Origin of the sequence: Citrobacter gillenii (assembly GCF_013337685.1) — a bacterium.
Taxonomy (GTDB): Bacteria; Pseudomonadota; Gammaproteobacteria; order Enterobacterales; family Enterobacteriaceae; genus Citrobacter; species Citrobacter gillenii.
Window position 1 is genome coordinate 276,312 of record NZ_SUQN01000001.1, and the last position, 24,516, is coordinate 300,827.

Sequence of the window (24,516 nt, forward strand, 5' to 3'; positions counted from 1 at the left end):
CAGGAGTCCCAAATGGAAATGACCAACGCTCAACGTCTCATTTTATCTAACCAGTACAAAATGATGACTATGCTCGATCCAACCAACGCCGAGCGTTATCGTCGTTTACAGACGATTATTGAACGCGGTTATGGCTTGCAGATGCGCGAGCTCGATCGTGAGTTTGGTGAGCTGACAGAAGAAACCTGCCGCACCATTATCGATATCATGGAGATGTATCACGCATTACATGTTTCATGGACTAACCTTAAAGACGCCCAGTCCATTGATGAGCGCCGCGTCACATTTTTGGGCTTTGATGCCGCAACGGAAGCGCGCTTCCTCGGATACGTGCGTTTTATGGTCAATGTGGAAGGGCGTTATACCCACTTTGATGCCGGGACGCATGGTTTTAACGCCCAGACGCCGATGTGGGAAAAATATCAGCGTATGTTGAGTGTCTGGCATTCTTGCCCGCGTCAGTACCACCTGAGCGCGAATGAAATTAACCAAATCATTAATGCCTGAGGGGGCGAGCGTGCAGTGCAAAGGCTTTCTGTTTGATCTGGATGGTACGCTGGTCGATTCCTTACCTGCGGTAGAACGTGCATGGTGCAACTGGGCCGATCGTTTTGGGCTTGACCACGATGAGGTGCTGGGCTTTATTCACGGTAAGCAGGCGATTACCTCCTTGCGACACTTTATGGTGGGTAAGTCAGAGGCAGATATTGCCGCAGAATTTACGCGCCTGGAGCAAATAGAGGCAACGGAGACCGCAGGCATCACCGCACTGCCAGGAGCGGTGGATTTACTCAATCACCTCAATAAAGCCGGTATCCCCTGGGCGATCGTCACGTCGGGATCCATGCCGGTGGCGCGGGCGCGCCATCGTGTTGCGGGTCTGCCTGCTCCGGAAGTGTTTGTCACTGCCGAGCGGGTAAAAAGAGGTAAGCCAGAGCCTGACGCCTATCTGTTAGGCGCGCAACTGCTGGGTCTTGCGCCGCGTGAATGTGCCGTTGTTGAGGATGCGCCAGCCGGGGTGCTCTCTGGTCTGGCGGCAGGGTGTCATGTCATCGCTGTGAACGCGCCGGCGGATACGCCGCGTCTGGATGAGGTCGATTTTGCGCTGACCAGTCTGGAGCATATTTCCGTGACTAAACAACCCAACGGAAATGTGGTCGTTGTAAGAAATACCTGAACATGATTTAGCCCCAGATTGTTGGGGCTTTTTTATGGCAGAATCGGTCCATCCCTCTCATTTAACAAGGATATGTTGTGAACGGTGAATTGATCTGGGTTCTCTCATTGCTGGCAGTTGCCGTGGTATTGTTTGCGACGGGCAGAGTGCGTATGGATGCGGTCGCTTTGCTGGTCATTATTGCTTTTGTTTTGAGTGGAACGCTGAGCATTTCTGAGGCCTTCTCCGGTTTCAGCGATCCTAACGTTATTTTGATAGCCGCTCTGTTTATTATTGGCGACGGCCTGGTGCGCACCGGGGTGGCAACCGTGATGGGGGCCTGGCTGGTGAAGGTCGCTGGCAGTAGCGAGGTTAAAATGCTGGTGCTGCTGATGATAACCGTCGCCGGACTCGGCGCGTTCATGAGTTCTACCGGCGTTGTCGCTATCTTTATCCCGGTTGTCTTAAGCGTCTCCATGCGCATGCAAACCTCACCTTCACGCTTGATGATGCCGCTCAGCTTTGCCGGATTGATCAGCGGCATGATGACGCTGGTGGCAACGCCGCCTAACCTGGTCGTCAACAGTGAACTCCTGCGCGAAGGGCTTAACGGTTTCAGCTTCTTTAGCGTGACGCCGCTGGGTCTGGTGGTGCTGGTGCTCGGCATTATTTATATGCTGCTGATGCGCTTTATGCTGAAGGGCGATGATGCCGGTCAGCAGGGCGATGTCTGGAAGCGCCGGACTTTTCGCGATTTGATCAAAGAATATCGCCTTACGGGACGCGCGCGCCGACTGGCTATTCGCCCCGGCTCACCGATGATTGGTCAACGTCTGGATGATTTAAAACTGCGTGAACGCTACGGGGCGAACGTCATTGGCGTTGAGCGCTGGCGTCGTTTTCGCCGCGTCATTGTTGACGTGAACGGTGTTTCTGAGTTTCGTGCCCGTGATGTTTTGTTGATCGATATGTCTTCAGCCGATGTCGACCTGCGCGAATTTTGTAGCGAGCAGTTGTTGGAGCCGATGGTACTGCGCGGCGAATATTTCTCCGAGCAGGCGTTGGATGTGGGTATGGCGGAAATTTCGCTGATCCCGGAATCGGAATTGATCGGTAAAACGGTGCGGGAGATTGGATTTCGTACCCGCTATGGACTTAACGTTGTCGGATTAAAGCGTGATGGCGCGGCGCTAGCCGGGGCGGTCGTCAATGAGCCGCTGCTGATGGGCGATATTATTCTGGTCGTGGGTAACTGGAAACTGATCACCGCGTTGGGGAAAAAGGGACGCGATTTTGTGGTGTTGAATATGCCCGTTGAGGTCAGTGAAGCGTCTCCGGCGCACAGCCAGGCACCGCATGCGATTTTCTGCCTGGTCCTGATGGTTGCCCTGATGCTGACCGATGAAATCCCCAATACGGTTGCTGCGATTATCGCCTGCCTGCTGATGGGGAAATTCCGCTGTATTGACGCAGAAAGTGCGTATAAAGCCATTCACTGGCCGAGCATTATTTTAATTGTCGGAATGATGCCTTTTGCGCTGGCCCTGCAAAAAACCGGTGGCGTCGATCTGGTAGTGAAAGGCCTGATGGACGTGGGTGGGGGATACGGGCCGTACATGATGCTGGGCTGTCTGTTCGTACTGTGCGCCACCATCGGGTTATTTATTTCGAATACCGCGACGGCGGTGTTGATGGCGCCGATTGCACTGGCGGCAGCGAAGTCGATGGGCGTTTCACCGTATCCTTTTGCGATGGTCATTGCGATGGCGGCATCTGCAGCCTTTATGACGCCGGTATCGTCACCGGTTAACACGCTGGTACTGGGACCGGGTAACTACAGCTTCAGCGACTTCGTGAAGATTGGCGTGCCGTTTACACTGATTGTCATGGTGGTCTGTATTGTGATGATCCCGATGCTGTTTCCGTTCTAATGCTTCCCAGGTGTCGTTTCGTGGGTCTTGTAGGCGGATGGCGACGTAAACCTCTTATCCGGCCTACAAAGGCAACGTCGCCGCAAATTTACAATGGTGAGTCCTGGCTAATTTCATCCAGCGAGAGATGGAAACTCGGTACAAATACGTCTAAGAAATAGTCCATCTCTTCACTGCGACGCGATTCCAGCGTTTTTTCCAGCCGCGTTTTCGCAAGCAGAAACTCATTATTTCCGGCTGAAAGTTCCTCAAGGCACTTCAGATAGGCGCAAAGCGCATCGGCCTGTTTAACAATCGCGCGCTCTTCTTCGCTGCTGGCGTGTTCATCAATTAACGGCGCAAAAATATCGCGCAGTTCATCGGGTACCATGTCGACCAGTTTCTGCTGGGCAATTTTCTCAATGGCTTTATATTCCTGGGCGATTTGCGAGTTAAAGTATTTCACCGGGGTCGGGAGGTCACCGGTCAGCACTTCGGAGGCATCGTGGTACATCGCCAGCAGGGCAATGCGTTCCGCGTTAACCTGACCGCCGAACTTGCGGTTCTTGATTGCCGCCAGCGCATGCGCAACCATCGCGACTTGCAGACTGTGTTCAGATACGTTTTCGGTGCGCACGTTGCGCATCAGCGGCCAGCGGTTAATGAGTTTCAGACGGGAGAGGTGGGCAAAAAAATGGCTCTGCTTCATAACGACCCTTATATGATGGCAACCTAAGAGTCATTTTGCGCAGAGAAGGCTGTCAGATGCAAATACTCGTCATAATTCAAGTTGCATGCGCGTTGGCTTTCCTCATTCACCCCAGTCACTTACTTTTGTAAGCTTCTGGGGATTCATTGCGTCGCCGCCTTCCTGCAACTCGAATTATTTAGAGTATTATGGTTGCTGATTTTCGACTTACAGCTGGTGATAGCCAGACAGGAAGCGCTCAAATTTGCTTAGCGACATTTCGATATCGTCAATACGCGGCAGCGTCACGATACGGAAGTGATCCGGCCACGGCCAGTTGAAGGCTGTGCCCTGCACCAGCAGCACTTTTTCCTGTAACAGGAAGTCGAGCACCATTTTCTGGTCGTCATGAATATTGAAGCGTTTGGCGTCAATTTTCGGGAACATGTACAGTGCGCCGCGCGGCTTCACGCAAGAAACGCCGGGAATGTCGTTGAGTAATTCCCAGGCACGGTTGCGCTGTTCATACAGACGTCCGCCGGGCATGATGAATTCGCTAATGCTTTGGTATCCGCCCAGTGCGGTTTGAATAGCATGCTGTGCTGGAACGTTGGCGCATAAACGCATAGACGCTAGCATTTCCAGACCTTCAATATACCCTTTCGCGTGTTTCTTCGGTCCGTTCAGTACCATCCAGCCCTGACGGAAACCCGCAACACGGTACGTTTTTGACAGGCCGTTGAAGGTGATAGTCAGCAGGTCCGGTGCCAGCGGGGCAATAGAATGGTGCTCTGCGTCATCATAAAGAATTTTGTCGTAAATCTCGTCAGCAAAGATAATGAGATTATGCTGACGTGCAATTTCAACAATCTCCAGCAGAAGCTCTTTAGAATAGACTGCGCCGGTAGGGTTGTTGGGGTTGATAATAACAATCCCACGCGTGCGAGGGGTAATTTTGGCGCGAATATCGTCGAGGTCCGGGAACCAGTCAGAGGATTCATCACACAGGTAGTGCACAGCCTTACCGCTGGAAAGCGATACCGCCGCCGTCCACAGCGGATAGTCAGGCGCAGGTACCAGCATTTCGTCCCCGCTGTTCAGCAATGCCTGCATCGCCTGCACGATCAATTCGGAAACACCGTTGCCGATATAAATGTCTTCCACGGTAACATCGCGCATCCCACGTGCCTGATAATGCTGCATGATGGCTTTGCGGGCGGAATAAAGGCCTTTTGAGTCACAATACCCTTGCGCGGTAGGCAAATTACGGATCACATCAACCAGAATTTCATCCGGTGCTTCAAACCCGAATGGCGCTGGGTTGCCGATGTTTAGTTTCAGAACCTTATTGCCTTCTTCTTCCAGACGCTTTGCTTCTTTCAGAACCGGGCCACGAATGTCATAACAGACATTTTCTAATTTGCTGGATTTTTCAATAGGGGACATGAATCTTGACCTTTTAGCTGTGAATGCCACTCCCTGCCGTGGAAGTCAGCACAGAACAATGTACTCTTCCAACGGTGCATTTTGAAGGGTCTTTAGCAGAAGATTTTGATGAACTATGCAGTTATAATCAACCGTTAATGGCTGTTAAATCATTATAATTTAGAGTTTTATTCTTATTAATATATATTTCGTAGTTATATGTTTTGATGTGATGCCGGTGTTGTGGTCGTTTATCTGGTAAGAAATAGTTATGTATCGGGCACGAAAGCAATCGTTCTCTGGGGTGAAAAGAAGAATTCGGAAATACGGAACACTTATCTCCACTGCCTGTTATCGGCATGATCGGTCAGCGCTACAGTGTGAATCTATTGTTAAGCATAATTAATGAATGGTGGAAATTTTAATTAATTATTATTTAATATTTAAACAGCGCTCATTGAATGCGTTAATAATACGAAAACGGCTAGCCTGACATAACACCTTTGCGCATCAGATTATTCACGATAACACTTATAAATATAGTGGTTTTGGGTTAAGATAAGTCCCATGAAATGGTGTGTTGCGTATGTTCTTTGATAATTCTAATGCTGACACGTTGACCATAACATACTGAAAAATTAGATTTTAATGTGTAAATTGACGTCCATAAACTATTTTTTCATATTTACAAAATTTACATGTTTTCCATTAGTAAGAATCTGCCTGTAGCTAAAAAATGGCGCTTTCTCTTTGCTATATTCTGATGAGCCATGCGGCGCATTATATAGCGAAGTAAGAGGGTTGTTTCAGTTGTTACATCTAATACATCCTTATTTTCACTTAGTTACACTAAGTGAAACTACGAGGCAGGCACATTACAAATGGAATTTTTGTTTCTGAATGCACAGCATTAACCCGGAATGACCCGCGAGTAAGTGAAAATTTATGATAAATGCAAATCGTCCGATAATTAACCTCGATCTCGATCTGCTGAGAACGTTTGTTGCTGTTGCCGATCTGAATACTTTCGCGGCTGCGGCTGCTGCGGTATGTCGCACTCAGTCTGCGGTGAGCCAGCAAATGCAACGCCTCGAGCAACTTGTCGGGAAAGAGTTGTTCGCGCGCCATGGACGTAACAAACTGCTGACGGAACACGGTATCCAGCTGTTGGGTTACGCCAGAAAAATTCTGCGCTTCAATGATGAGGCTTGCTCATCATTAATGTTCAATAATCTTCAGGGCGTGTTAACTATTGGCGCCTCTGATGAATCCGCCGATACGATACTGCCGTTTTTGCTCAACCGCATCAGTTCGGTTTATCCGAAGCTTGCGCTGGATGTGAGGGTCAAGCGTAACGCCTTTATGGTGGATATGCTGAAGTCACAGGAAGTGGATTTGGTGGTGACCACCAACCGCCCTGGGGATTTCGAGTGCCTGAATCTGCGTACCTCTCCGACACACTGGTATTGTGCGGCTGAATACATCCTGCAAAAAGGGGAACCGGTGCCGCTGGTCCTGCTGGACGATCCCAGCCCGTTTCGCGATATCGTGCTGTCTACGCTAAATGCTGCGCAGATCCCGTGGCGTTTGGCCTATGTGGCGTCAACATTGCCTGCGGTTCGCGCTGCAGTAAAAGCAGGATTGGGCGTCACTGCCCGTCCGGTAGAAATGATGAGTCCGGACTTGCGCGTGTTAGGTGCGGTGGATGGTTTGCCACCGTTGCCAGAAACCGAATACCTGCTGTGCTGCGATACCAGCACGCAAAACGAGTTAGCTCAGGTTATCTTTAAGTCGATGCAAACGTACCAAAACCCATGGCAATACAATCAGTTTACCCCTGAAGGGGGAGATGATTCGCTGATCGTTGAAGGTGACTTTGAGTAATGCGTCACAAATAATCGTTATAAAATGTAAGTGCAAAAAAGAGCCACTAAAGATGAAATAACTTCCAGTGGCTCTTTTTTTATACAAAACAGGCAGTCTATAGCCTGTTTGTAAATGAAAAGTGAATAAAATCAGTAGGTAAAAGATTTTCGATTAAATTGAGCAAAAAACAAACAAAAGAAGGGCCTATTATTTTCATGTTAAAAAACTAGAGAAATTGTTGCTGTTTTTTATGATGGATTAACAAAAGCGTGTCACAGATCAAGAAAATACTCACATTTAGGGGGAGGCATCTGCACGAATTCCTGTCAAAATAGAGGTGTATTATCTTTTTTACTTCACTACGGACACGATTCAACAACATTAAAATTGGCTAATGACAGGACTGAAATGAGTCTAAATAGCACTTTATGTTAATGATACTGAATTGGTGTAAAATAATGTGAGGAAACTTTTGTTAAAGTTGACAAAAGGTTATAGAAAGGAGTAAAAAACCCCATCAATTGGCTGTATAAATGGTTTTCTACAGTGATTGTAAGGTTTTTTTTATTCCTCCCCATGAATCGATGTGGCGTTCATCTGCCGTAAAGAGCAGAGAATTTGGCGCTACTTTTGATGAGTAAGCAATGAGTATGTCAACATCCACTGAAATCATCGCTCATCACTGGGCATTCGCTATCTTTCTTATTGTTGCCATTGGCCTGTGCTGCCTGATGCTCGTCGGCGGCTGGTTTTTAGGGGGTCGCGCGCGCGCGAGATCTAAAAACGTGCCGTTTGAATCAGGTATCGACTCGGTCGGCACCGCCCGCTTGCGCCTGTCTGCCAAGTTTTACCTGGTAGCCATGTTCTTCGTTATCTTCGACGTTGAAGCGCTGTATCTTTTTGCATGGTCAACATCTATCCGTGAAAGCGGCTGGATTGGCTTTGTGGAAGCTGCAATTTTTATTTTTGTGTTACTGGCAGGTCTGGTTTATCTGGTGCGTATTGGCGCGCTGGACTGGACGCCCGCGCGTTCACGCCGCGAGCGTATGAACCCGGAAACGAACAGTATCGCTAATCGTCAACGCTAACCGCGAGGCATTAAGATGGATTATACGCTCACCCGCATAGATCCTAACGGTGAGAACGACCGTTACCCCCTGCAAAAACAGGAGATCGTAACCGACCCCCTGGAACAAGAAGTTAACAAAAACGTGTTCATGGGCAAACTGCATGACATGGTTAACTGGGGCCGTAAAAACTCAATTTGGCCATACAACTTTGGCCTTTCCTGCTGCTACGTTGAGATGGTGACCTCGTTCACCGCCGTGCATGACGTGGCCCGTTTTGGCGCAGAAGTTCTGCGTGCCTCTCCGCGTCAGGCCGACCTGATGGTCGTGGCCGGCACCTGCTTTACCAAAATGGCCCCGGTTATTCAGCGCCTCTACGATCAGATGCTGGAACCAAAATGGGTTATTTCCATGGGCGCATGTGCCAACTCCGGCGGTATGTACGATATTTACTCCGTTGTGCAGGGCGTTGATAAGTTTATTCCGGTTGATGTGTACATCCCGGGATGCCCGCCGCGTCCGGAAGCCTACATGCAGGCACTGATGCTGCTGCAAGACTCCATTGGCAAAGAACGTCGTCCGCTCTCATGGGTGGTTGGCGATCAGGGCGTTTATCGCGCCAATATGCAGTCAGAGCGCGAGCGTAAGCGCGGCGAACGTATTGCTGTAACGAATCTTCGCACACCGGACGAGATTTAATTTGCGCCTGTCGGCCTGGGGATTACCTTCGCATATCACTATTCAAATAGCGCGAAGCCAGGCTTAACAGTCACCACGAACCATTTGCAATGGTGAACAATATGACCGACTTAACCGCGCAAGACGCTGCCTGGCAAACACGGGATCATCTCGATGACCCGGTCATTGGCGAACTGCGCAACCGTTTTGGGCCGGATGCCTTTACCGTTCAGGCGACTCGCACCGGGGTACCCGTTGTTTGGGTCAAGCGTGAACAACTCCTGGAAGTGGGTGATTTCTTAAAGAGATTGCCGAAACCTTACGTCATGCTGTTTGACTTACACGGTATGGACGAACGTCTGCGTACGCACCGCGAAGGGTTACCTGCCGCGGATTTTTCCGTTTTCTATCACCTGATCTCCATTGAACGCAATCGCGATATCATGCTCAAGGTGGCATTGTCTGAAAACGATCTGCGCGTGCCGACGTTCACCAAACTGTTCCCGAACGCCAACTGGTATGAGCGTGAAACCTGGGAAATGTTTGGTATTGATATCGAAGGCCACCCGCACCTGACGCGTCTTCTGATGCCGCATACCTGGGAAGGCCATCCGCTGCGTAAAGATTACCCGGCGCGTGCGACCGAATTCGATCCGTTTGAGCTGACCAAAGCCAAGCAGGATCTGGAAATGGAGTCACTGACCTTCAAACCCGAAGACTGGGGCATGCAGCGTGGTACCGAAAACGAGGACTTTATGTTCCTCAACCTCGGTCCGAACCACCCGTCTTCTCACGGTGCATTCCGTATTGTTCTTCAGCTTGACGGCGAAGAGATCGTCGACTGCGTGCCTGACATCGGCTACCACCATCGTGGCGCCGAAAAGATGGGTGAACGTCAGTCCTGGCACAGCTACATTCCGTACACCGACCGTATCGAATATCTCGGTGGCTGCGTGAACGAAATGCCGTACGTGCTGGCGGTAGAAAAGCTGGCGGGCATTACCGTACCGGATCGCGTCAACGTGATCCGCGTTATGCTTTCTGAACTTTTCCGTATCAACAGCCACCTGCTGTATATCTCCACGTTCATTCAGGACGTCGGCGCGATGACCCCCGTGTTCTTCGCCTTTACCGACCGTCAGAAAATCTATGACGTGGTAGAAGCGATCACCGGTTTCCGTATGCACCCGGCCTGGTTCCGTATCGGTGGTGTTGCACACGACCTGCCGCGCGGTTGGGACAAGCTGCTGCGTGATTTCCTCGACTGGATGCCGAAGCGTCTGGATTCCTACGAGAAAGCTGCGCTGCGCAACACCATCCTGAAAGGCCGTTCGCAGGGTGTTGCCGCTTACGGTAAGAAAGAAGCGCTGGACTGGGGTTGTACCGGTGCTGCGCTGCGTGCAACCGGTATTGATTTCGACGTGCGTAAGTCACGTCCGTACTCTGGCTATGAAAACTTCGACTTCGAAATCCCGGTGGGCGGTGGTGTTTCCGACTGCTACACCCGCGTGATGCTGAAAGTTGAAGAGCTGCGCCAGAGCCTGCGCATCCTTGAGCAGTGCCTCAACAACATGCCGGAAGGCCCGTTCAAAGCGGATCACCCGCTGACCACGCCGCCGCCGAAAGAGCGCACGCTACAGCATATCGAAACCCTGATCACCCACTTCCTGCAAGTGTCGTGGGGCCCGGTTATGCCGGCGCAGGAATCCTTCCAGATGGTGGAAGCGACCAAGGGTATCAACAGTTACTACCTGACCAGCGATGGCAGCACCATGAGTTACCGTACTCGTATCCGTACACCGAGCTATGCGCATTTGCAGCAGATCCCGGTAGCGGTACGTGGCAGCCTGGTGTCCGACCTTATCGTCCATCTGGGTAGTATCGATTTTGTTATGTCAGATGTGGACCGCTAATTATGCACGAGAATCAACAACCACAAACCGAGGCTTTTGAGCTGAGTGCGGCTGAGCGTGAAGCGATTGAGCACGAGAAGCACCACTACGAAGACCCGCGTGCGGCGTCCATTGAAGCGCTGAAAATCGTTCAGAAACAGCGTGGCTGGGTGCCGGATGGGGCGATCTATGCGATCGCTGATGTGCTGGGTATCCCGGCAAGCGACGTTGAAGGTGTTGCCACGTTTTACAGCCAGATCTTCCGCCAGCCGGTCGGTCGCCACGTGATCCGCTACTGCGACAGCGTGGTGTGCCATATCAACGGCTATCAAGGGATCCAGGCGGCACTTGAGAAAAAACTCAACATCAAGCCGGGGCAGACGACCTTTGACGGTCGCTTTACGTTGCTGCCGACCTGTTGCCTGGGGAACTGCGACAAGGGGCCGAACATGATGATCGATGAAGATACGCATGCTCACCTGACCCCGGAAGGCATTCCCGAACTGCTGGAGCGGTATAAATGAAAGACATTATCCGTACTCCCGAAACGCATCCGCTGACCTGGCGTCTGCGCGATGACAACCAGCCAATATGGCTGGATGAATACCGTAGCAAAAACGGTTACGAAGGTGCGCGTAAGGCCCTGACCGGGTTGTCACCGGACGAAATCGTTAATCAGGTGAAAGACGCTGGCCTGAAAGGGCGCGGCGGCGCAGGCTTTTCCACGGGTCTGAAGTGGAGCCTGATGCCGAAAGACGAATCCATGAACATCCGTTACCTGCTGTGTAACGCCGATGAAATGGAGCCGGGCACCTATAAAGACCGTCTGTTGATGGAACAGCTGCCGCACCTGCTGGTGGAAGGCATGCTGATCTCCGCGTTTGCGCTGAAAGCGTACCGCGGTTACATCTTCCTGCGCGGCGAATACATTGAAGCGGCGGTGAATCTGCGTCGCGCCATTGCTGAAGCGACCGAAGCGGGTCTGCTTGGCAAAAATATCATGGGCACCGGTTTCGACTTCGAACTGTTTGTGCACACCGGGGCAGGGCGCTACATCTGCGGTGAAGAAACCGCACTGATCAACTCCCTCGAAGGTCGTCGTGCTAACCCGCGATCCAAGCCGCCGTTCCCGGCAAGCTCTGGCGCATGGGGTAAGCCGACCTGCGTGAACAACGTCGAAACTCTGTGTAACGTACCGGCTATCCTCGCCAACGGCGTGGAGTGGTACCAGAATATTTCGAAGAGCAAAGACGCAGGCACCAAGCTGATGGGCTTCTCCGGTCGTGTGAAGAATCCGGGACTGTGGGAACTGCCGTTTGGGACCACCGCGCGTGAAATCCTCGAAGATTACGCGGGTGGCATGCGTGATGGCCTGAAGTTCAAAGCCTGGCAGCCGGGCGGTGCGGGGACAGACTTCCTGACCGAAGCGCACCTTGACCTGCCGATGGAGTTCGAAAGCATCGGTAAAGCGGGTAGCCGTCTGGGTACGGCGCTGGCGATGGCGGTCGATCACGAGATTGGCATGGTGCCGCTGGTGCGTAACCTCGAAGAGTTCTTTGCCCGCGAGTCCTGCGGCTGGTGTACGCCGTGCCGTGATGGTTTGCCGTGGAGCGTAAAAATTCTGCGTGCGCTGGAGCGTGGCGAAGGCCAGCCTGGGGATATCGAGACACTTGAGCAACTGTGTCGTTTCCTCGGTCCGGGTAAAACCTTCTGTGCACACGCACCGGGTGCGGTCGAACCGCTGCAGAGCGCCATTAAATATTTCCGCGAAGAATTCGAAGCTGGCATCAAGCAGACCTTCAGCAATACCCATGCGATTGGTGGTATTCAGCCGAACCTGTTGAAAGAGCGCTGGTAAACGTTTTACGCGAAAGCATTCAAGATGCGTCAAGGCGGCAACCGAGAGAATCCCTGAGCTTACTAAAGTAAGTGACTGGGGTGAACGAGAGAAGCCAACGCCGAGGCAGCTTGAAGGATAAAGCGGAAAAGAAATTCGATTAACGCTTGGTCACTGACTGAGCCAACTGGAAGCATGCTGACTATGGCTACGATTCATGTAGACGGCAAAGAATATGAGGTCAACGGCGCGGACAACCTGCTAGAAGCTTGTCTGTCCCTCGGCCTTGATATTCCGTACTTTTGCTGGCACCCGGCGCTGGGAAGCGTCGGTGCTTGCCGCCAGTGTGCGGTGAAGCAATATCAAAACGCGGAAGATACGCGTGGTCGCCTGGTGATGTCTTGTATGACACCGGCCACCGAAGGCACCTTTATTTCTATCGATGACGAAGAAGCGAAACAGTTCCGTGAAAGCGTGGTGGAATGGTTGATGACTAACCACCCACACGACTGTCCGGTCTGCGAAGAGGGCGGTAACTGTCACCTTCAGGATATGACCGTGATGACGGGTCATAGCTTCCGTCGCTACCGCTTTACCAAGCGCACCCACCGCAACCAGGACCTGGGGCCGTTCATCTCTCATGAAATGAACCGCTGCATCGCCTGCTATCGCTGCGTTCGCTACTACAAAGATTACGCTGACGGCGCGGATCTGGGCGTCTATGGCGCACATGACAACGTCTACTTCGGTCGCCCGGAAGACGGCGTGCTGGAGAGCGAATTCTCCGGTAACCTGGTAGAAATCTGCCCGACCGGCGTGTTCACCGATAAAACGCACTCCGAGCGTTATAACCGTAAATGGGACATGCAGTTTGCGCCAAGCATCTGCCAGCAGTGTTCCATTGGCTGTAACACCAGCCCGGGTGAGCGTTACGGTGAACTGCGTCGTATCGAAAACCGTTATAACGGTACCGTTAACCACTACTTCCTCTGCGACCGTGGTCGTTTTGGCTATGGTTACGTGAACCTGAAAGACCGTCCGCGTCAGCCGGTTCAGCGTCGTGGCGACGATCTGATCACCCTCAACGCCGAGCAGGCGATGCAGGGCGCGGCTGACATTCTGCGTCAGTCGAAGAAAGTGATCGGCATCGGCTCCCCGCGCGCCAGCGTTGAAAGCAACTTTGCGTTGCGTGAACTGGTGGGTGCGGAAAACTTCTATACCGGTATCGCTCAAGGCGAACTGGAACGTCTGCAACTGGCGCTGAGCGTGCTGCGTGACGGCGGTATTCATACCCCGGCACTGCGCGAGATTGAATCTTACGATGCGGTCCTGGTGCTGGGCGAAGATGTTACCCAGACCGGCGCACGCGTTGCGCTAGCTGTACGTCAGGCGGTGAAAGGTAAAGCACGCGAAATGGCAGCAGCGCAGAAAGTGGCTGACTGGCAGATTGCCGCGATCCTTAACATCGGCCAACGTGCCAAGCATCCGCTTTTCGTGACCAACGTGGATAACACCCGTCTGGATGATATCGCAGCATGGACCTACCGTGCGCCGGTTGAAGATCAGGCGCGTTTAGGTTTCGCCATTGCCCACGCGCTGGACAACACCGCTCCGGCCGTTGACGGTATTGACCGTGACCTGCAGAACAAAATCGACGTCATCGTTCAGGCCCTGGCTGGCGCGAAGAAACCGCTGATTATCTCCGGTACCAACGCCGGTAGCGCTGAAGTGATTCAGGCCGCTGCCAACGTGGCGAAGGCGCTGAAAGGTCGTGGCGCAGACGTTGGCATCACCATGATTGCCCGCTCTGTTAACAGCATGGGCCTCGGCATGATTGGCGGCGGTTCACTTGATGATGCGCTGACCGAACTGGAAACAGGTCGTGCTGACGCCGTGGTGGTACTGGAAAATGACCTGCATCGCCATGCTTCTGCCGCTCGCGTTAACGCTGCGCTGGCGAAAGCACCGCTGGTACTGGTCGTTGACCATCAGCGTACCGCGATTATGGACAATGCCCATCTGGTCCTTTCTGCAGCAAGTTTTGCCGAAAGCGACGGTACGGTTATCAATAACGAAGGCCGCGCACAGCGTTTCTTCCAGGTATATGACCCAAGCTACTACGACAGCAACATTGTGATGCTGGAAAGCTGGCGCTGGCTGCACTCGCTGCACAGCACCGTGCAGAGCCGTGAAGTGGACTGGACGCAGCTCGATCACGTCATCGACGCCGCCGTAGCCGCGTTGCCGCAGTTGGCTGGCATTAAAGATGCCGCGCCGGACGCGAGCTTCCGTATTCGTGGGCAGAAACTGGCACGTGAGCCGCATCGTTACAGTGGTCGTACCGCCATGCGTGCCAACATTAGCGTGCATGAACCGCGTCAACCGCAGGACAAAGACACTATGTTTGCCTTCTCTATGGAAGGGAACAACCAGCCGTCTGCGCCGCGTTCACAAATTCCGTTTGCCTGGGCACCAGGCTGGAACTCACCACAAGCGTGGAACAAGTTCCAGGATGAAGTGGGCGGCAAACTGCGCCATGGCGATCCGGGCGTGCGTCTGATTGAAGCCTCCGAAGGCGGTCTGGACTACTTCACTACCGTTCCGGCGAGCTTCCAGGCGCAGGATGGTCAATGGCGTATCGCGCCGTACTATCATCTGTTTGGTAGCGACGAAATGTCCCAGCGCGCGCCGGTTATCCAGACCCGCATGCCGCAGCCGTACATTAAACTCAACCCGGCTGATGCCGAGAAGTTGGGCGTCAATGCGGGTACGCGCGTTTCCTTTAGCTACGATGGCAACACGGTCACATTACCGGTTGAAATCGCAGAAGGGTTGACGGCGGGGCAGGTTGGTTTGCCGATGGGTATGCCGGGTATCGCGCCGGTTCTGGCAGGTGCGCGTCTTGAGGATCTGCAGGAGGCACAACAATGAGTTGGATTACACCCGATCTGATTGAGATCCTGCTGAGCATTCTCAAAGCGGTGGTGATCCTGCTGGTGGTGGTCACCTGCGGGGCATTCATGAGCTTTGGCGAACGTCGTCTGCTGGGTCTGTTCCAGAACCGTTATGGACCGAACCGTGTAGGCTGGGGCGGTTCGCTCCAGCTGGTCGCGGACATGATCAAGATGTTCTTTAAAGAAGACTGGATCCCGAAATTCTCGGATCGCGTCATCTTTACGCTGGCACCGATGATCGCTTTCACTTCGCTGCTGCTGGCCTTCGCCATTGTGCCGGTCAGCCCGAACTGGGTGGTCGCTGACCTTAACATCGGGATCTTGTTCTTCCTGATGATGGCCGGTCTGGCGGTGTACGCGGTGCTGTTTGCCGGTTGGTCGAGCAACAACAAATACTCGCTGCTCGGCGCAATGCGTGCGTCTGCGCAGACCCTGAGCTATGAAGTGTTCCTCGGACTTTCCCTGATGGGCGTGGTGGCGCAGGCCGGTTCATTTAACATGACCGACATCGTCAATAACCAGGCTGATATCTGGAACGTTATTCCGCAATTCTTTGGTTTTGTCACCTTTGCTATCGCGGGCGTCGCGGTCTGTCACCGTCACCCGTTTGACCAGCCGGAAGCCGAGCAGGAACTGGCCGATGGTTACCACATTGAATATTCCGGGATGAAATTCGGCCTGTTCTTCGTGGGGGAGTACATCGGTATCGTCACCATTTCTGCGCTGATGGTTACCCTGTTCTTCGGTGGCTGGCATGGCCCGTTCTTACCGCCATTCGTCTGGTTCGCGCTGAAAACCGCGTTCTTTATGATGATGTTCATTTTGATTCGTGCGTCGTTACCGCGTCCTCGTTATGACCAGGTAATGTCCTTCGGCTGGAAAGTTTGTCTGCCGCTGACGCTCGTCAATTTGCTGGTAACGGCGGCTGTCATTCTGTGGCAGGCGCAATAAGGGACACAAAGACCATGACCTTAAAAGAATTACTTGTAGGCGCAGGCACCCAGCTTCGTAGTATCTGGATGATCGGCCTGCATGCGTTCGCCAAACGCGAAACGCAGATGTACCCGGAAGAGCCGGTCTATCTACCGCCCCGTTTTCGTGGTCGTATCGTACTGACACGCGACCCGGACGGCGAAGAGCGCTGCGTTGCCTGTAACCTGTGTGCGGTAGCCTGTCCGGTCGGCTGTATCTCTCTGCAAAAAGCAGAGACTAAAGATGGTCGCTGGTATCCGGAGTTTTTCCGCATCAACTTCTCACGCTGCATTTTCTGCGGTATGTGCGAAGAAGCCTGTCCGACAACGGCTATTCAGCTTACTCCAGATTTCGAACTGGGTGAGTATAAGCGCCAGGATCTGGTTTACGAGAAAGAGGATCTGCTGATCTCCGGTCCGGGTAAATATCCGGAATATAACTTCTACCGGATGGCAGGTATGGCAATCGACGGCAAAGATAAGGGCGAAGCAGAGAACGAAGCCAAGCCTATCGACGTCAAGAGCCTGTTACCGTAAGGAGAGGGGCAATGGAGTTCGCTTTTTATATCTGTGGCCTGATAGCCATTCTCGCAACCTTGCGGGTCATCACTCACACCAATCCGGTACACGCACTGCTGTACCTGATTATTTCGCTGCTGGCGATTTCTGGGGTGTTTTTCTCGCTGGGCGCTTACTTTGCCGGTGCGCTGGAAATTATCGTGTACGCGGGCGCCATTATGGTGCTGTTCGTGTTCGTGGTCATGATGCTCAACCTGGGCGGTGCTGAAATCGAACAGGAACGTCAGTGGCTGAGACCGCAGGTGTGGATTGGTCCGGCGATTCTGTCGGCCATCATGCTGGCGGTGATTGTCTACGCGATTCTTGGCGTTAACGATCAGGGCATCGACGGGACGCCAATTAGCGCGAAAGCGGTCGGCATCTCGCTGTTCGGACCTTATGTCCTGGCGGTTGAGCTGGCGTCAATGCTGCTGCTGGCGGGTCTGGTTGTGGCCTTCCACGTCGGTCGCGAAGAGCGTTCTGGCGAAGTGCTGAGCAACCGCACGGATGACCGCGCGAAAAGAAAAACGGAGGAGCACGCATGATCCCCTTACAACATGGACTGATCCTCGCGGCTGTCTTATTCGTACTGGGCTTAACTGGTCTGGTTATCCGCCGCAATCTGCTGTTTATGCTGATTGGGCTGGAAATCATGATTAACGCCTCTGCGCTGGCCTTTGTGGTCGCCGGAAGCTACTGGGGCCAGACCGATGGTCAGGTGATGTACATTCTCGCCATCAGCCTTGCGGCTGCGGAAGCGAGCATTGGACTTGCGCTGTTGCTGCAACTTCATCGCCGCCGCCAGAACCTGAACATCGATTCAGTAAGTGAGATGCGTGGATGAACATGCTTGCCTTAACCATTATTCTGCCATTTCTTGGCTTTGTATTACTGGCGTTCTCTCGTGGTCGTTGGTCAGAAAATCTGTCCGCTACCGTGGGCGTCGGGTCGATTGGCCTGGCGGCGCTGGTCACTGCATTTGTTGGCGTCGATTTCTTCGCTAACGGTAAACAGGCATTTAGCGTTCCGCTGTGGACGTGGATGTCTGTTGGCGACTTTAACATCGGTTTTAATCTGGTGCTGGACGGCTTGTCGCTGACCATGCTCTCGGTAGTAACCGGCGTTGGTTTCCTGATTCACATGTTCGCTTCCTGGTACATGCGCGGGGAAGAGGGGTACTCCCGTTTCTTCGCCTATACCAACCTGTTTATCGCCAGCATGGTGATTCTGGTGCTGGCGGATAACCTGCTGCTGATGTATCTCGGCTGGGAAGGCGTGGGCCTGTGCTCCTACCTGCTGATCGGGTTCTACTATACCGATCCGAAGAATGGCGCAGCGGCAATGAAAGCCTTCGTGGTAACCCGTGTCGGCGACGTATTTCTGGCGTTCGCGCTGTTCATTCTCTACAACGAGCTGGGCACGCTGAACTTCCGCGAAATGGTTGAACTGGCACCGGCGCACTTTGCCGCGGGCAATGACATGCTGATGTGGGCAACCCTGATGCTGCTGGGCGGTGCGGTCGGTAAATCGGCGCAGTTGCCGTTGCAGACCTGGCTTGCTGATGCGATGGCTGGCCCGACGCCTGTCTCCGCGCTGATCCACGCCGCAACGATGGTTACTGCCGGTGTCTACCTGATTGCGCGTACCCACGGCCTGTTCCTGCTGACGCCGGAAATCCTGCACCTGGTGGGGATTATCGGGGCGATCACGCTGGTTCTGGCAGGCTTCGCCGCACTGGTACAAACCGACATCAAACGCGTTCTCGCGTATTCCACCATGAGCCAGATTGGCTACATGTTCCTGGCGCTTGGCGTTCAGGCATGGGATGCGGCGATTTTCCACCTGATGACGCACGCCTTCTTTAAAGCGCTGTTGTTCCTGGCATCGGGTTCGGTGATCCTGGCCTGCCACCACGAACAGAACATCTTCAAAATGGGCGGCTTGCGTAAGTCAATCCCACTGGTTTATCTCAGCTTCCTGGTTGGCGGCGCGGCGTTGTCGGCTCTGCCGCTGATTACCGCAGGCTTCTTCAGTAAGGATGAGATTCTGGCCGGTGCGATGGCGAACGGTCATATCAATCTGATGGTGGCAGGTCTGGTCGGTGCGTTTATGACCTCTCTGTACACCTTCCGTATGATTTTCATCGTGTTCCACGGTAAAGAACAAATTCACGCGCACGCAGGGAAGGGGATTACCCACCATCTGCCGCTGATTGTGCTGATGATCCTGTCCACCTTCGTTGGCGCGCTGATTGTGCCTCCGTTGCATGGCGTGCTTCCGGCAACCACCGAGCTGCCGCATGGTAGCGTGATGACGCTGGAAATTACCTCTGGCATCGTCGCGATTGCGGGGATCCTGATTGCAGCATGGCTGTGGCTGGGTAAACGTACGCTTGTGACCTCGATTGCCAACAGTGCGCCGGGCCGTCTGCTGGGCACCTGGTGGTATAACGCCTGGGGCTTTGACTGGCTGTACGACAAAGTGTTCGTCAAGCCGTTCCTTGGCGTTGCCTGGCTGCTGAAACGCGACCCGATGAACGCAATGATGAACATTCCAGCGATCCTCTCCCGCTTTGCAGGCAAAGGTCTGCTGCTCAGTGAGAACGGGTATCTGCGCTGGTATGTCGCGTCAATGAGCATCGGTGCGGTTGTCGTGCTGGCACTGCTGATGGTACTGCGTTGAGTTTGTTGGCCGGATGAACGACTGCCGGATGGCGCTGCGCTTATCCGGCCTACAAACCCAAAAATAATTTTTAGAATTCGTTGAAAATCTGTTCCTGAAGTACAGGCGTCATCGGCGAAGTCAGACCGAATACCGCCAGCGCAGAGCAACCGGAGCGTACTGAAGTACGTGAGGATTGCGAGCACTGCCGGGATTTGGGCTGACGAGTGAGATAGCCTGAGCAGGAATAAATATAAGGGACATACTTAGCTATGTTATTACCTTGGTTGATATTAATCCCCTTTATCGGTGGTTTCCTGTGCTGGCAGACCGAACGCTTTGGCGTGAAGGTACCGCGCTGGATCGCGCTGATTACCATGGGACTGACGCTGGCGCTTGGCCTACAATTGTGGTTGCAGGGCGGTTATTCACTGACGCAATCCGCTGGTATTCCGCAGTGGCAGTCTGAGTTCGTCATGCAGTGGATCCCGCGCTTTGGCATCTCTATTCATTTAGCTATCGACGGTCTGTCGCTGCTGATGGTGGTGCTGACCGGTCTGCTCGGTGTTCTGGCGGTACTGTGTTCCTGGAATGAAATTGAAAAGTACCAGGGCTTCTTCCACCTGAACCTGATGTGGATCCTCGGCGGCGTGATCGGCGTGTTCCTGGCCATCGACATGTTCCTGTTCTTCTTCTTCTGGGAAATGATGCTGGTGCCGATGTACTTCCTGATCGCGCTGTGGGGGCATAAAGCGTCCGACGGTAAAACGCGTATCACGGCGGCCACCAAGTTCTTCATTTATACCCAGGCGAGTGGTCTGGTGATGTTGATTGCCATCCTGGCGCTGGTATTTGTGCACTATAAAGCCACCGGTGTCTGGACCTTCAACTATGAAGAACTGCTGAACACACCGATGTCCCACGGCGTGGAATATCTGCTGATGCTGGGCTTCTTCATCGCCTTTGCGGTGAAAATGCCGGTGGTTCCGCTGCACGGCTGGTTGCCGGATGCGCACTCCCAGGCACCGACCGCAGGTTCCGTTGACCTGGCGGGGATTTTGCTGAAAACCGCGGCCTACGGTCTGCTGCGCTTCTCCCTGCCGCTGTTCCCGAACGCGTCTGCGGAGTTCGCACCTATCGCTATGTGGCTGGGTGTTATCGGTATTTTCTACGGCGCGTGGATGGCCTTTAATCAGTACGATATCAAGCGTCTGATTGCCTACACCTCCGTCTCGCACATGGGCTTCGTGTTGATTGCTATCTACACCGGTAGCCAGCTGGCGTACCAGGGTGCGGTTATCCAGATGATTGCGCACGGTCTGTCTGCGGCCGGCCTGTTCATTCTGTGTGGTCAGCTGTACGAACGTCTGCACACGCGTGATATGCGTATGATGGGCGGCTTGTGGGGCAAAATGAAATGGTTGCCTGCGCTGTCGATGTTCTTCGCGGTCTGTACGCTGGGTATGCCGGGAACCGGTAACTTCGTTGGCGAATTTATGATTCTGTTCGGCAGCTACCAGGTGGTTCCGGTCATTACCGTGATCTCGACCTTCGGTCTGGTGTTTGCCTCTGTTTACTCGCTGGCGATGCTGCATCGCGCTTACTTTGGTAAAGCGAAAAGCCAAATTGCCAGTGTTGAACTGCCAGGGATGTCGCTGCGTGAGCTGTTTATCATCCTGTTGCTGGTCGTGCTTCTGGTACTGCTTGGCTTCTATCCGCAGCCGATTCTGGATACCTCGCATTCTGCGATGAGCAACATCCAGCAGTGGTTTGTTAATTCCGTTACTACTACAAGGCCGTAAATCGCCATGACAATAACTCCACAACACCTGATTGCGCTGCTACCGCTGCTGATCGTCGGCTTGACGGTGGTGGTTGTGATGCTCTCCATTGCGTGGCGACGCAATCACTTCCTCAATGCCACGCTGTCGGTCATTGGGCTTAACGCCGCGCTGGTTTCGCTCTGGTTTGTTGGCCAGGCAGGCGCCATGGACGTCACCCCGCTGATGCGGGTTGACGGTTTCGCGATGCTCTACACCGGGATGGTCCTGCTGGCGAGCCTTGCTACTTGTACCTTTGCCTACCCATGGCTGGAAGGCTATGACGACAACCGGGAAGAGTTCTACCTGCTGGTGCTGATTGCCGCGCTGGGCGGGATTCTGCTGGCTAACGCTAACCATCTGGCGGCGTTGTTCCTCGGTATCGAACTGATCTCTCTGCCGCTGTTTGGTCTGGTGGGCTATGCGTTTCGTCAGAAACGCTCGCTGGAAGCCAGTATCAAATACACCATTCTGTCTGCCGCAGCGTCTTCATTCCTGCTGTTCGGTATGGCGCTGGTGTACGCGCAGTCCGGCAACCTGTCGTTCGTGGCACTCGGTAAGAGCCTCGGCGACGGTATGCTGAACGAACCGCTGCTGCTGGCAGGCTTCGGGATGATGATCGTCGGTCTGGGCTTTAAGCTCTCTCTGGTGCCGTTCCACCTGTGGACGCCAGACGTCTACCAGGGTGCTCCGGCTCCGGTGTCCACCTTCCTGGCGACGGCGAGCAAAATCGCTATCTTCGGCGTGGTGATGCGTCTGTTCCTGTACGCGCCGGTTGGCGACAGCGAAGCGGTACGTATTGTGCTGGGCGTGATTGCCTTTGCCTCTATCATCTTCGGTAACCTGATGGCGCTGAGCCAGACCAACATCAAGCGTCTGCTTGGTTATTCGTCTATCTCTCACCTTGGCTACCTGCTGGTGGCGTTGATTGCCCTGCAAAGTGGCGAGATGTCGATGGAAGCAGTAGGCGTGTACCTGGCTGGTTATCTGTTCAGCAGCCTCGGCGCGTTTGGTGTGGTCAGCCTGATGTCCAGCCCGTATCGTGGTCCGGATGCGGATTCACTGTTCTCCTACCGCGGTCTGTTCTGGCATCGTCCGATCCTCGCGGCTGTGATGACGGTGATGATGCTGTCTCTGGCGGGTATCCCGATGACGCTGGGCTTTATCGGTAAGTTCTACGTGCTGGCCGTCGGTGTGCAGGCTAACCTGTGGTGGCTGGTTGCCGCCGTGGTGGTCGGTTCCGCGATTGGTTTGTACTATTACCTGCGCGTTGCCGTGAGCCTGTACCTGAGCGCACCGCAGCAACTGAACCGTGATGCACCGTCTAACTGGCAGTACAGCGCGGGCGGTATCGTGGTGCTGATCTCTGCGCTGCTGGTGCTGGTGCTGGGTATCTACCCGCAACCGCTGATCAGCATCGTGCAGTTAGCGACGCCGCTGATGTAATACATCATGCTGTAAATAAAAAAGAGTCTGGGCAATGTCCAGACTCTTTTTTTATCTATATAGTGATGCCATAGACCTGAAGCTTCTGTATAAATTTAATCGCACCATTAAAATTTAAGTGATCGCCATCTTGAAAGTCGTGACGAGTAAAGTCCGGGTCATCACTCATATCAATGAGTACAATATTTTTCTTATTTAATGTGATTTGTTGGTAAAATGAAAAAGCCTCATTGAGCATTTCTTTATCAATGTTTTCTATATATTTCTGTGGCTGAGGGGCAAATACTATATACATAGCGTATTTATTCATCTCGGCATTGTGGACCATTTTCTCGATATTTCGAGAATTCGAACTCAATGATTCCTTATAACAAAAAAGTTTGGAGTGATTGGTACCGCGCTGTATGCTGAGTTTATCCATTTCCTCTTCGCACATTGAATTTTTATTTTTTTGTTCATCAATTAACGTATGAAAGTCAAAGTTAATATATTTTTGGTTGACAATGTCTGTTATCGCGGTTATTAACTTTTTTTCAGATATAAATAAATTTAACAGGTTTTTTTCAATGCTACTGCTAATTGATGCAGGTTGGTATATCTCATCATGATTGCTTGCGAAAATTTCTTCATCATATTGAATGTATGGGATGTTATTTTTTTTGGCGAAAAACTTAAGCTCCTTAAATACGCCACTATTAAAGGTGCTTTTACTTCTGGTCAATTCATGGTGTAAATCAAAGAAACTCGTGATATGAATATGGTTTTTTAACTGGCCACTCTGAGTCAGATGTTCAGTGATAGCCAGGGCAAATGCAGTATCACCACTTTTAACAGACATATTGGCTGTACAGGTAGTCAATTGTGTTGGTACACCCCACCAGGCATAAGACGACCCCGTAACGACATTATCAATAATCTGTGTATTGTATTTTTTGTATTCATGTTCCAGATACATGGCATACCTTTTGTTAGTCCCACAGGAAACACGTAGTGGACTATAGTAGATGTAAGAGAAAATATTCGCACAGTCGAATTTTCTTCTTAAAATATAACTTCCTTCATCATCATAGATGAGAATTTTAGTTTCATTACAGGTTGAAGGATGGCTGATAGTATGAATACAGAGTTCAATGTCAGCGGTGATGTCAATGTGTACAAGTTGTGACTGAAAACGATCCGCAATAATGGTACTAAAGCTGAGATAATGACGTTGGGTACCATAAAAGAAAATCTTATATTGAGTGGAGTGCAGAAGCGTCATCCAGTATTCTGAAATTATAGGAAGAATAATTTCCACATCTCTTTCAGTGATATCTCTTGTAGTGAGCGGTATGAGGTTATTGATCAAGGTGGCAGATTGTTCATTCTCCTCTATATGTTGCTGGCCTGCGATTATAGTATTCTTGATATTATCGATGTCTAAATTAAGCTTGTATTTGGCCAAGGATTTTGCATGTTTTTGGAGATCTTTAATGAAACGGTGTTTATCCACGTCACTGCCTGCTTAGAAATGTGAAAATCATGTAGGATAATTGTTGAGTGCTATTTTTTGACTCAACGGCTGATATCTAAAAGCGGCAATTTTTA

General features: G+C 52.4%; 20 protein-coding genes. 17 read left to right on the forward strand and 3 right to left on the reverse strand.

Annotation, left to right across the window (positions count from 1 at the left end; all coding sequences use genetic code 11):
• Positions 1–12: 12 nt before the first annotated feature.
• The 3 genes from FCH32_RS01255 to FCH32_RS01265 all read left to right on the forward strand — a co-directional run bounded on the left by FCH32_RS01255 (position 13) and on the right by FCH32_RS01265 (position 3,087).
• Positions 13–507: a YfbU family protein gene (locus FCH32_RS01255; protein WP_096756365.1), complete on the forward strand. Its 495-nt coding sequence runs from the start codon at positions 13–15 to the stop codon at positions 505–507.
• Entirely contained in the window at positions 500–1,177 is a 678-nt protein-coding gene (locus FCH32_RS01260) for a sugar phosphatase (RefSeq protein ID WP_117343406.1), read from the forward strand. The genes FCH32_RS01255 and FCH32_RS01260 overlap by 8 nt, the downstream gene beginning before the upstream one ends.
• Before the next feature lie 77 nt (positions 1,178–1,254).
• Entirely contained in the window at positions 1,255–3,087 is a 1,833-nt protein-coding gene (locus tag FCH32_RS01265) for an SLC13 family permease (protein ID WP_135911680.1), read from the forward strand.
• An 88-nt stretch (positions 3,088–3,175) separates the two neighbouring features.
• Here FCH32_RS01265 and yfbR read toward each other — a convergent pair whose 3' ends face one another.
• Together yfbR and alaA are read right to left on the reverse strand one after the other, a co-directional pair.
• Positions 3,176–3,775 carry a 5'-deoxynucleotidase gene (yfbR, locus tag FCH32_RS01270; RefSeq protein WP_115257908.1) on the reverse strand — a complete coding sequence of 200 codons (600 nt, stop codon included), beginning with the start codon at positions 3,773–3,775 and terminating at the stop codon, positions 3,176–3,178.
• A gap of 207 nt (positions 3,776–3,982) precedes the next feature.
• Entirely contained in the window at positions 3,983–5,200 is a 1,218-nt protein-coding gene (gene alaA, locus FCH32_RS01275) for an alanine transaminase AlaA (protein ID WP_096756369.1), read from the reverse strand.
• A 924-nt stretch (positions 5,201–6,124) separates the two neighbouring features.
• On the opposite strand from alaA, the gene lrhA reads away from it, so the two are divergent.
• The 14 genes from lrhA to nuoN all read left to right on the forward strand — a co-directional run bounded on the left by lrhA (position 6,125) and on the right by nuoN (position 22,929).
• Entirely contained in the window at positions 6,125–7,063 is a 939-nt protein-coding gene (gene lrhA / locus FCH32_RS01280) for a transcriptional regulator LrhA (RefSeq protein WP_117343408.1), read from the forward strand.
• Positions 7,064–7,689: 626 nt separating this feature from the next.
• Positions 7,690–8,133: an NADH-quinone oxidoreductase subunit NuoA gene (gene nuoA / locus FCH32_RS01285; protein ID WP_003028077.1), complete on the forward strand. Its 444-nt coding sequence runs from the start codon at positions 7,690–7,692 to the stop codon at positions 8,131–8,133.
• Positions 8,134–8,148: 15 nt separating this feature from the next.
• Positions 8,149–8,811: an NADH-quinone oxidoreductase subunit NuoB gene (gene nuoB / locus FCH32_RS01290; RefSeq protein ID WP_003028075.1), complete on the forward strand. Its 663-nt coding sequence runs from the start codon at positions 8,149–8,151 to the stop codon at positions 8,809–8,811.
• A gap of 89 nt (positions 8,812–8,900) precedes the next feature.
• Positions 8,901–10,703, forward strand: a complete 1,803-nt coding sequence (gene nuoC, locus FCH32_RS01295; protein WP_096756372.1) for an NADH-quinone oxidoreductase subunit C/D — start codon at positions 8,901–8,903, stop codon at positions 10,701–10,703.
• A gap of 2 nt (positions 10,704–10,705) precedes the next feature.
• Positions 10,706–11,206, forward strand: coding sequence for an NADH-quinone oxidoreductase subunit NuoE (gene nuoE, locus FCH32_RS01300; RefSeq protein ID WP_003028069.1), 501 nt, complete (start codon positions 10,706–10,708; stop codon positions 11,204–11,206).
• A complete protein-coding gene (nuoF, locus tag FCH32_RS01305) occupies positions 11,203–12,540 on the forward strand; it encodes an NADH-quinone oxidoreductase subunit NuoF (RefSeq protein WP_096756373.1) in 1,338 nt (445 codons plus the stop codon). Before nuoE ends, nuoF begins: the two co-directional genes overlap by 4 nt.
• Before the next feature lie 183 nt (positions 12,541–12,723).
• The gene (nuoG, locus tag FCH32_RS01310) at positions 12,724–15,450 is read left to right on the forward strand and encodes an NADH-quinone oxidoreductase subunit NuoG (protein WP_174360333.1); all 2,727 of its coding nucleotides are present in this window, start codon (positions 12,724–12,726) and stop codon (positions 15,448–15,450) included.
• Positions 15,447–16,424 (forward strand): NADH-quinone oxidoreductase subunit NuoH, encoded by a 978-nt coding sequence (nuoH, locus tag FCH32_RS01315; RefSeq protein WP_003028063.1) that lies wholly within the window; start codon positions 15,447–15,449, stop codon positions 16,422–16,424. Before nuoG ends, nuoH begins: the two co-directional genes overlap by 4 nt.
• A 14-nt stretch (positions 16,425–16,438) precedes the next feature.
• A complete protein-coding gene (nuoI, locus tag FCH32_RS01320) occupies positions 16,439–16,981 on the forward strand; it encodes an NADH-quinone oxidoreductase subunit NuoI (protein ID WP_096756374.1) in 543 nt (180 codons plus the stop codon).
• Between the two features lie 11 nt (positions 16,982–16,992).
• A complete protein-coding gene (nuoJ, locus tag FCH32_RS01325) occupies positions 16,993–17,547 on the forward strand; it encodes an NADH-quinone oxidoreductase subunit J (protein ID WP_096756375.1) in 555 nt (184 codons plus the stop codon).
• Positions 17,544–17,846 (forward strand): NADH-quinone oxidoreductase subunit NuoK, encoded by a 303-nt coding sequence (nuoK, locus tag FCH32_RS01330; RefSeq protein WP_006683663.1) that lies wholly within the window; start codon positions 17,544–17,546, stop codon positions 17,844–17,846. The genes nuoJ and nuoK overlap by 4 nt, the downstream gene beginning before the upstream one ends.
• Complete coding sequence (gene nuoL, locus FCH32_RS01335) at positions 17,843–19,684, forward strand: NADH-quinone oxidoreductase subunit L (protein WP_146716686.1); 1,842 nt, start codon at positions 17,843–17,845, stop codon at positions 19,682–19,684. Before nuoK ends, nuoL begins: the two co-directional genes overlap by 4 nt.
• A gap of 251 nt (positions 19,685–19,935) precedes the next feature.
• Positions 19,936–21,465 carry an NADH-quinone oxidoreductase subunit M gene (gene nuoM, locus FCH32_RS01340; protein WP_115257910.1) on the forward strand — a complete coding sequence of 510 codons (1,530 nt, stop codon included), beginning with the start codon at positions 19,936–19,938 and terminating at the stop codon, positions 21,463–21,465.
• Between the two features lie 6 nt (positions 21,466–21,471).
• The gene (gene nuoN, locus FCH32_RS01345; protein WP_115257911.1) at positions 21,472–22,929 is read left to right on the forward strand and encodes an NADH-quinone oxidoreductase subunit NuoN; all 1,458 of its coding nucleotides are present in this window, start codon (positions 21,472–21,474) and stop codon (positions 22,927–22,929) included.
• Between the two features lie 55 nt (positions 22,930–22,984).
• Here the strand turns inward: nuoN and FCH32_RS01350 are convergent, their stop codons facing one another.
• Positions 22,985–24,421 (reverse strand): hypothetical protein, encoded by a 1,437-nt coding sequence (locus FCH32_RS01350; protein WP_174360334.1) that lies wholly within the window; start codon positions 24,419–24,421, stop codon positions 22,985–22,987.
• Positions 24,422–24,516 lie beyond the last annotated feature (95 nt).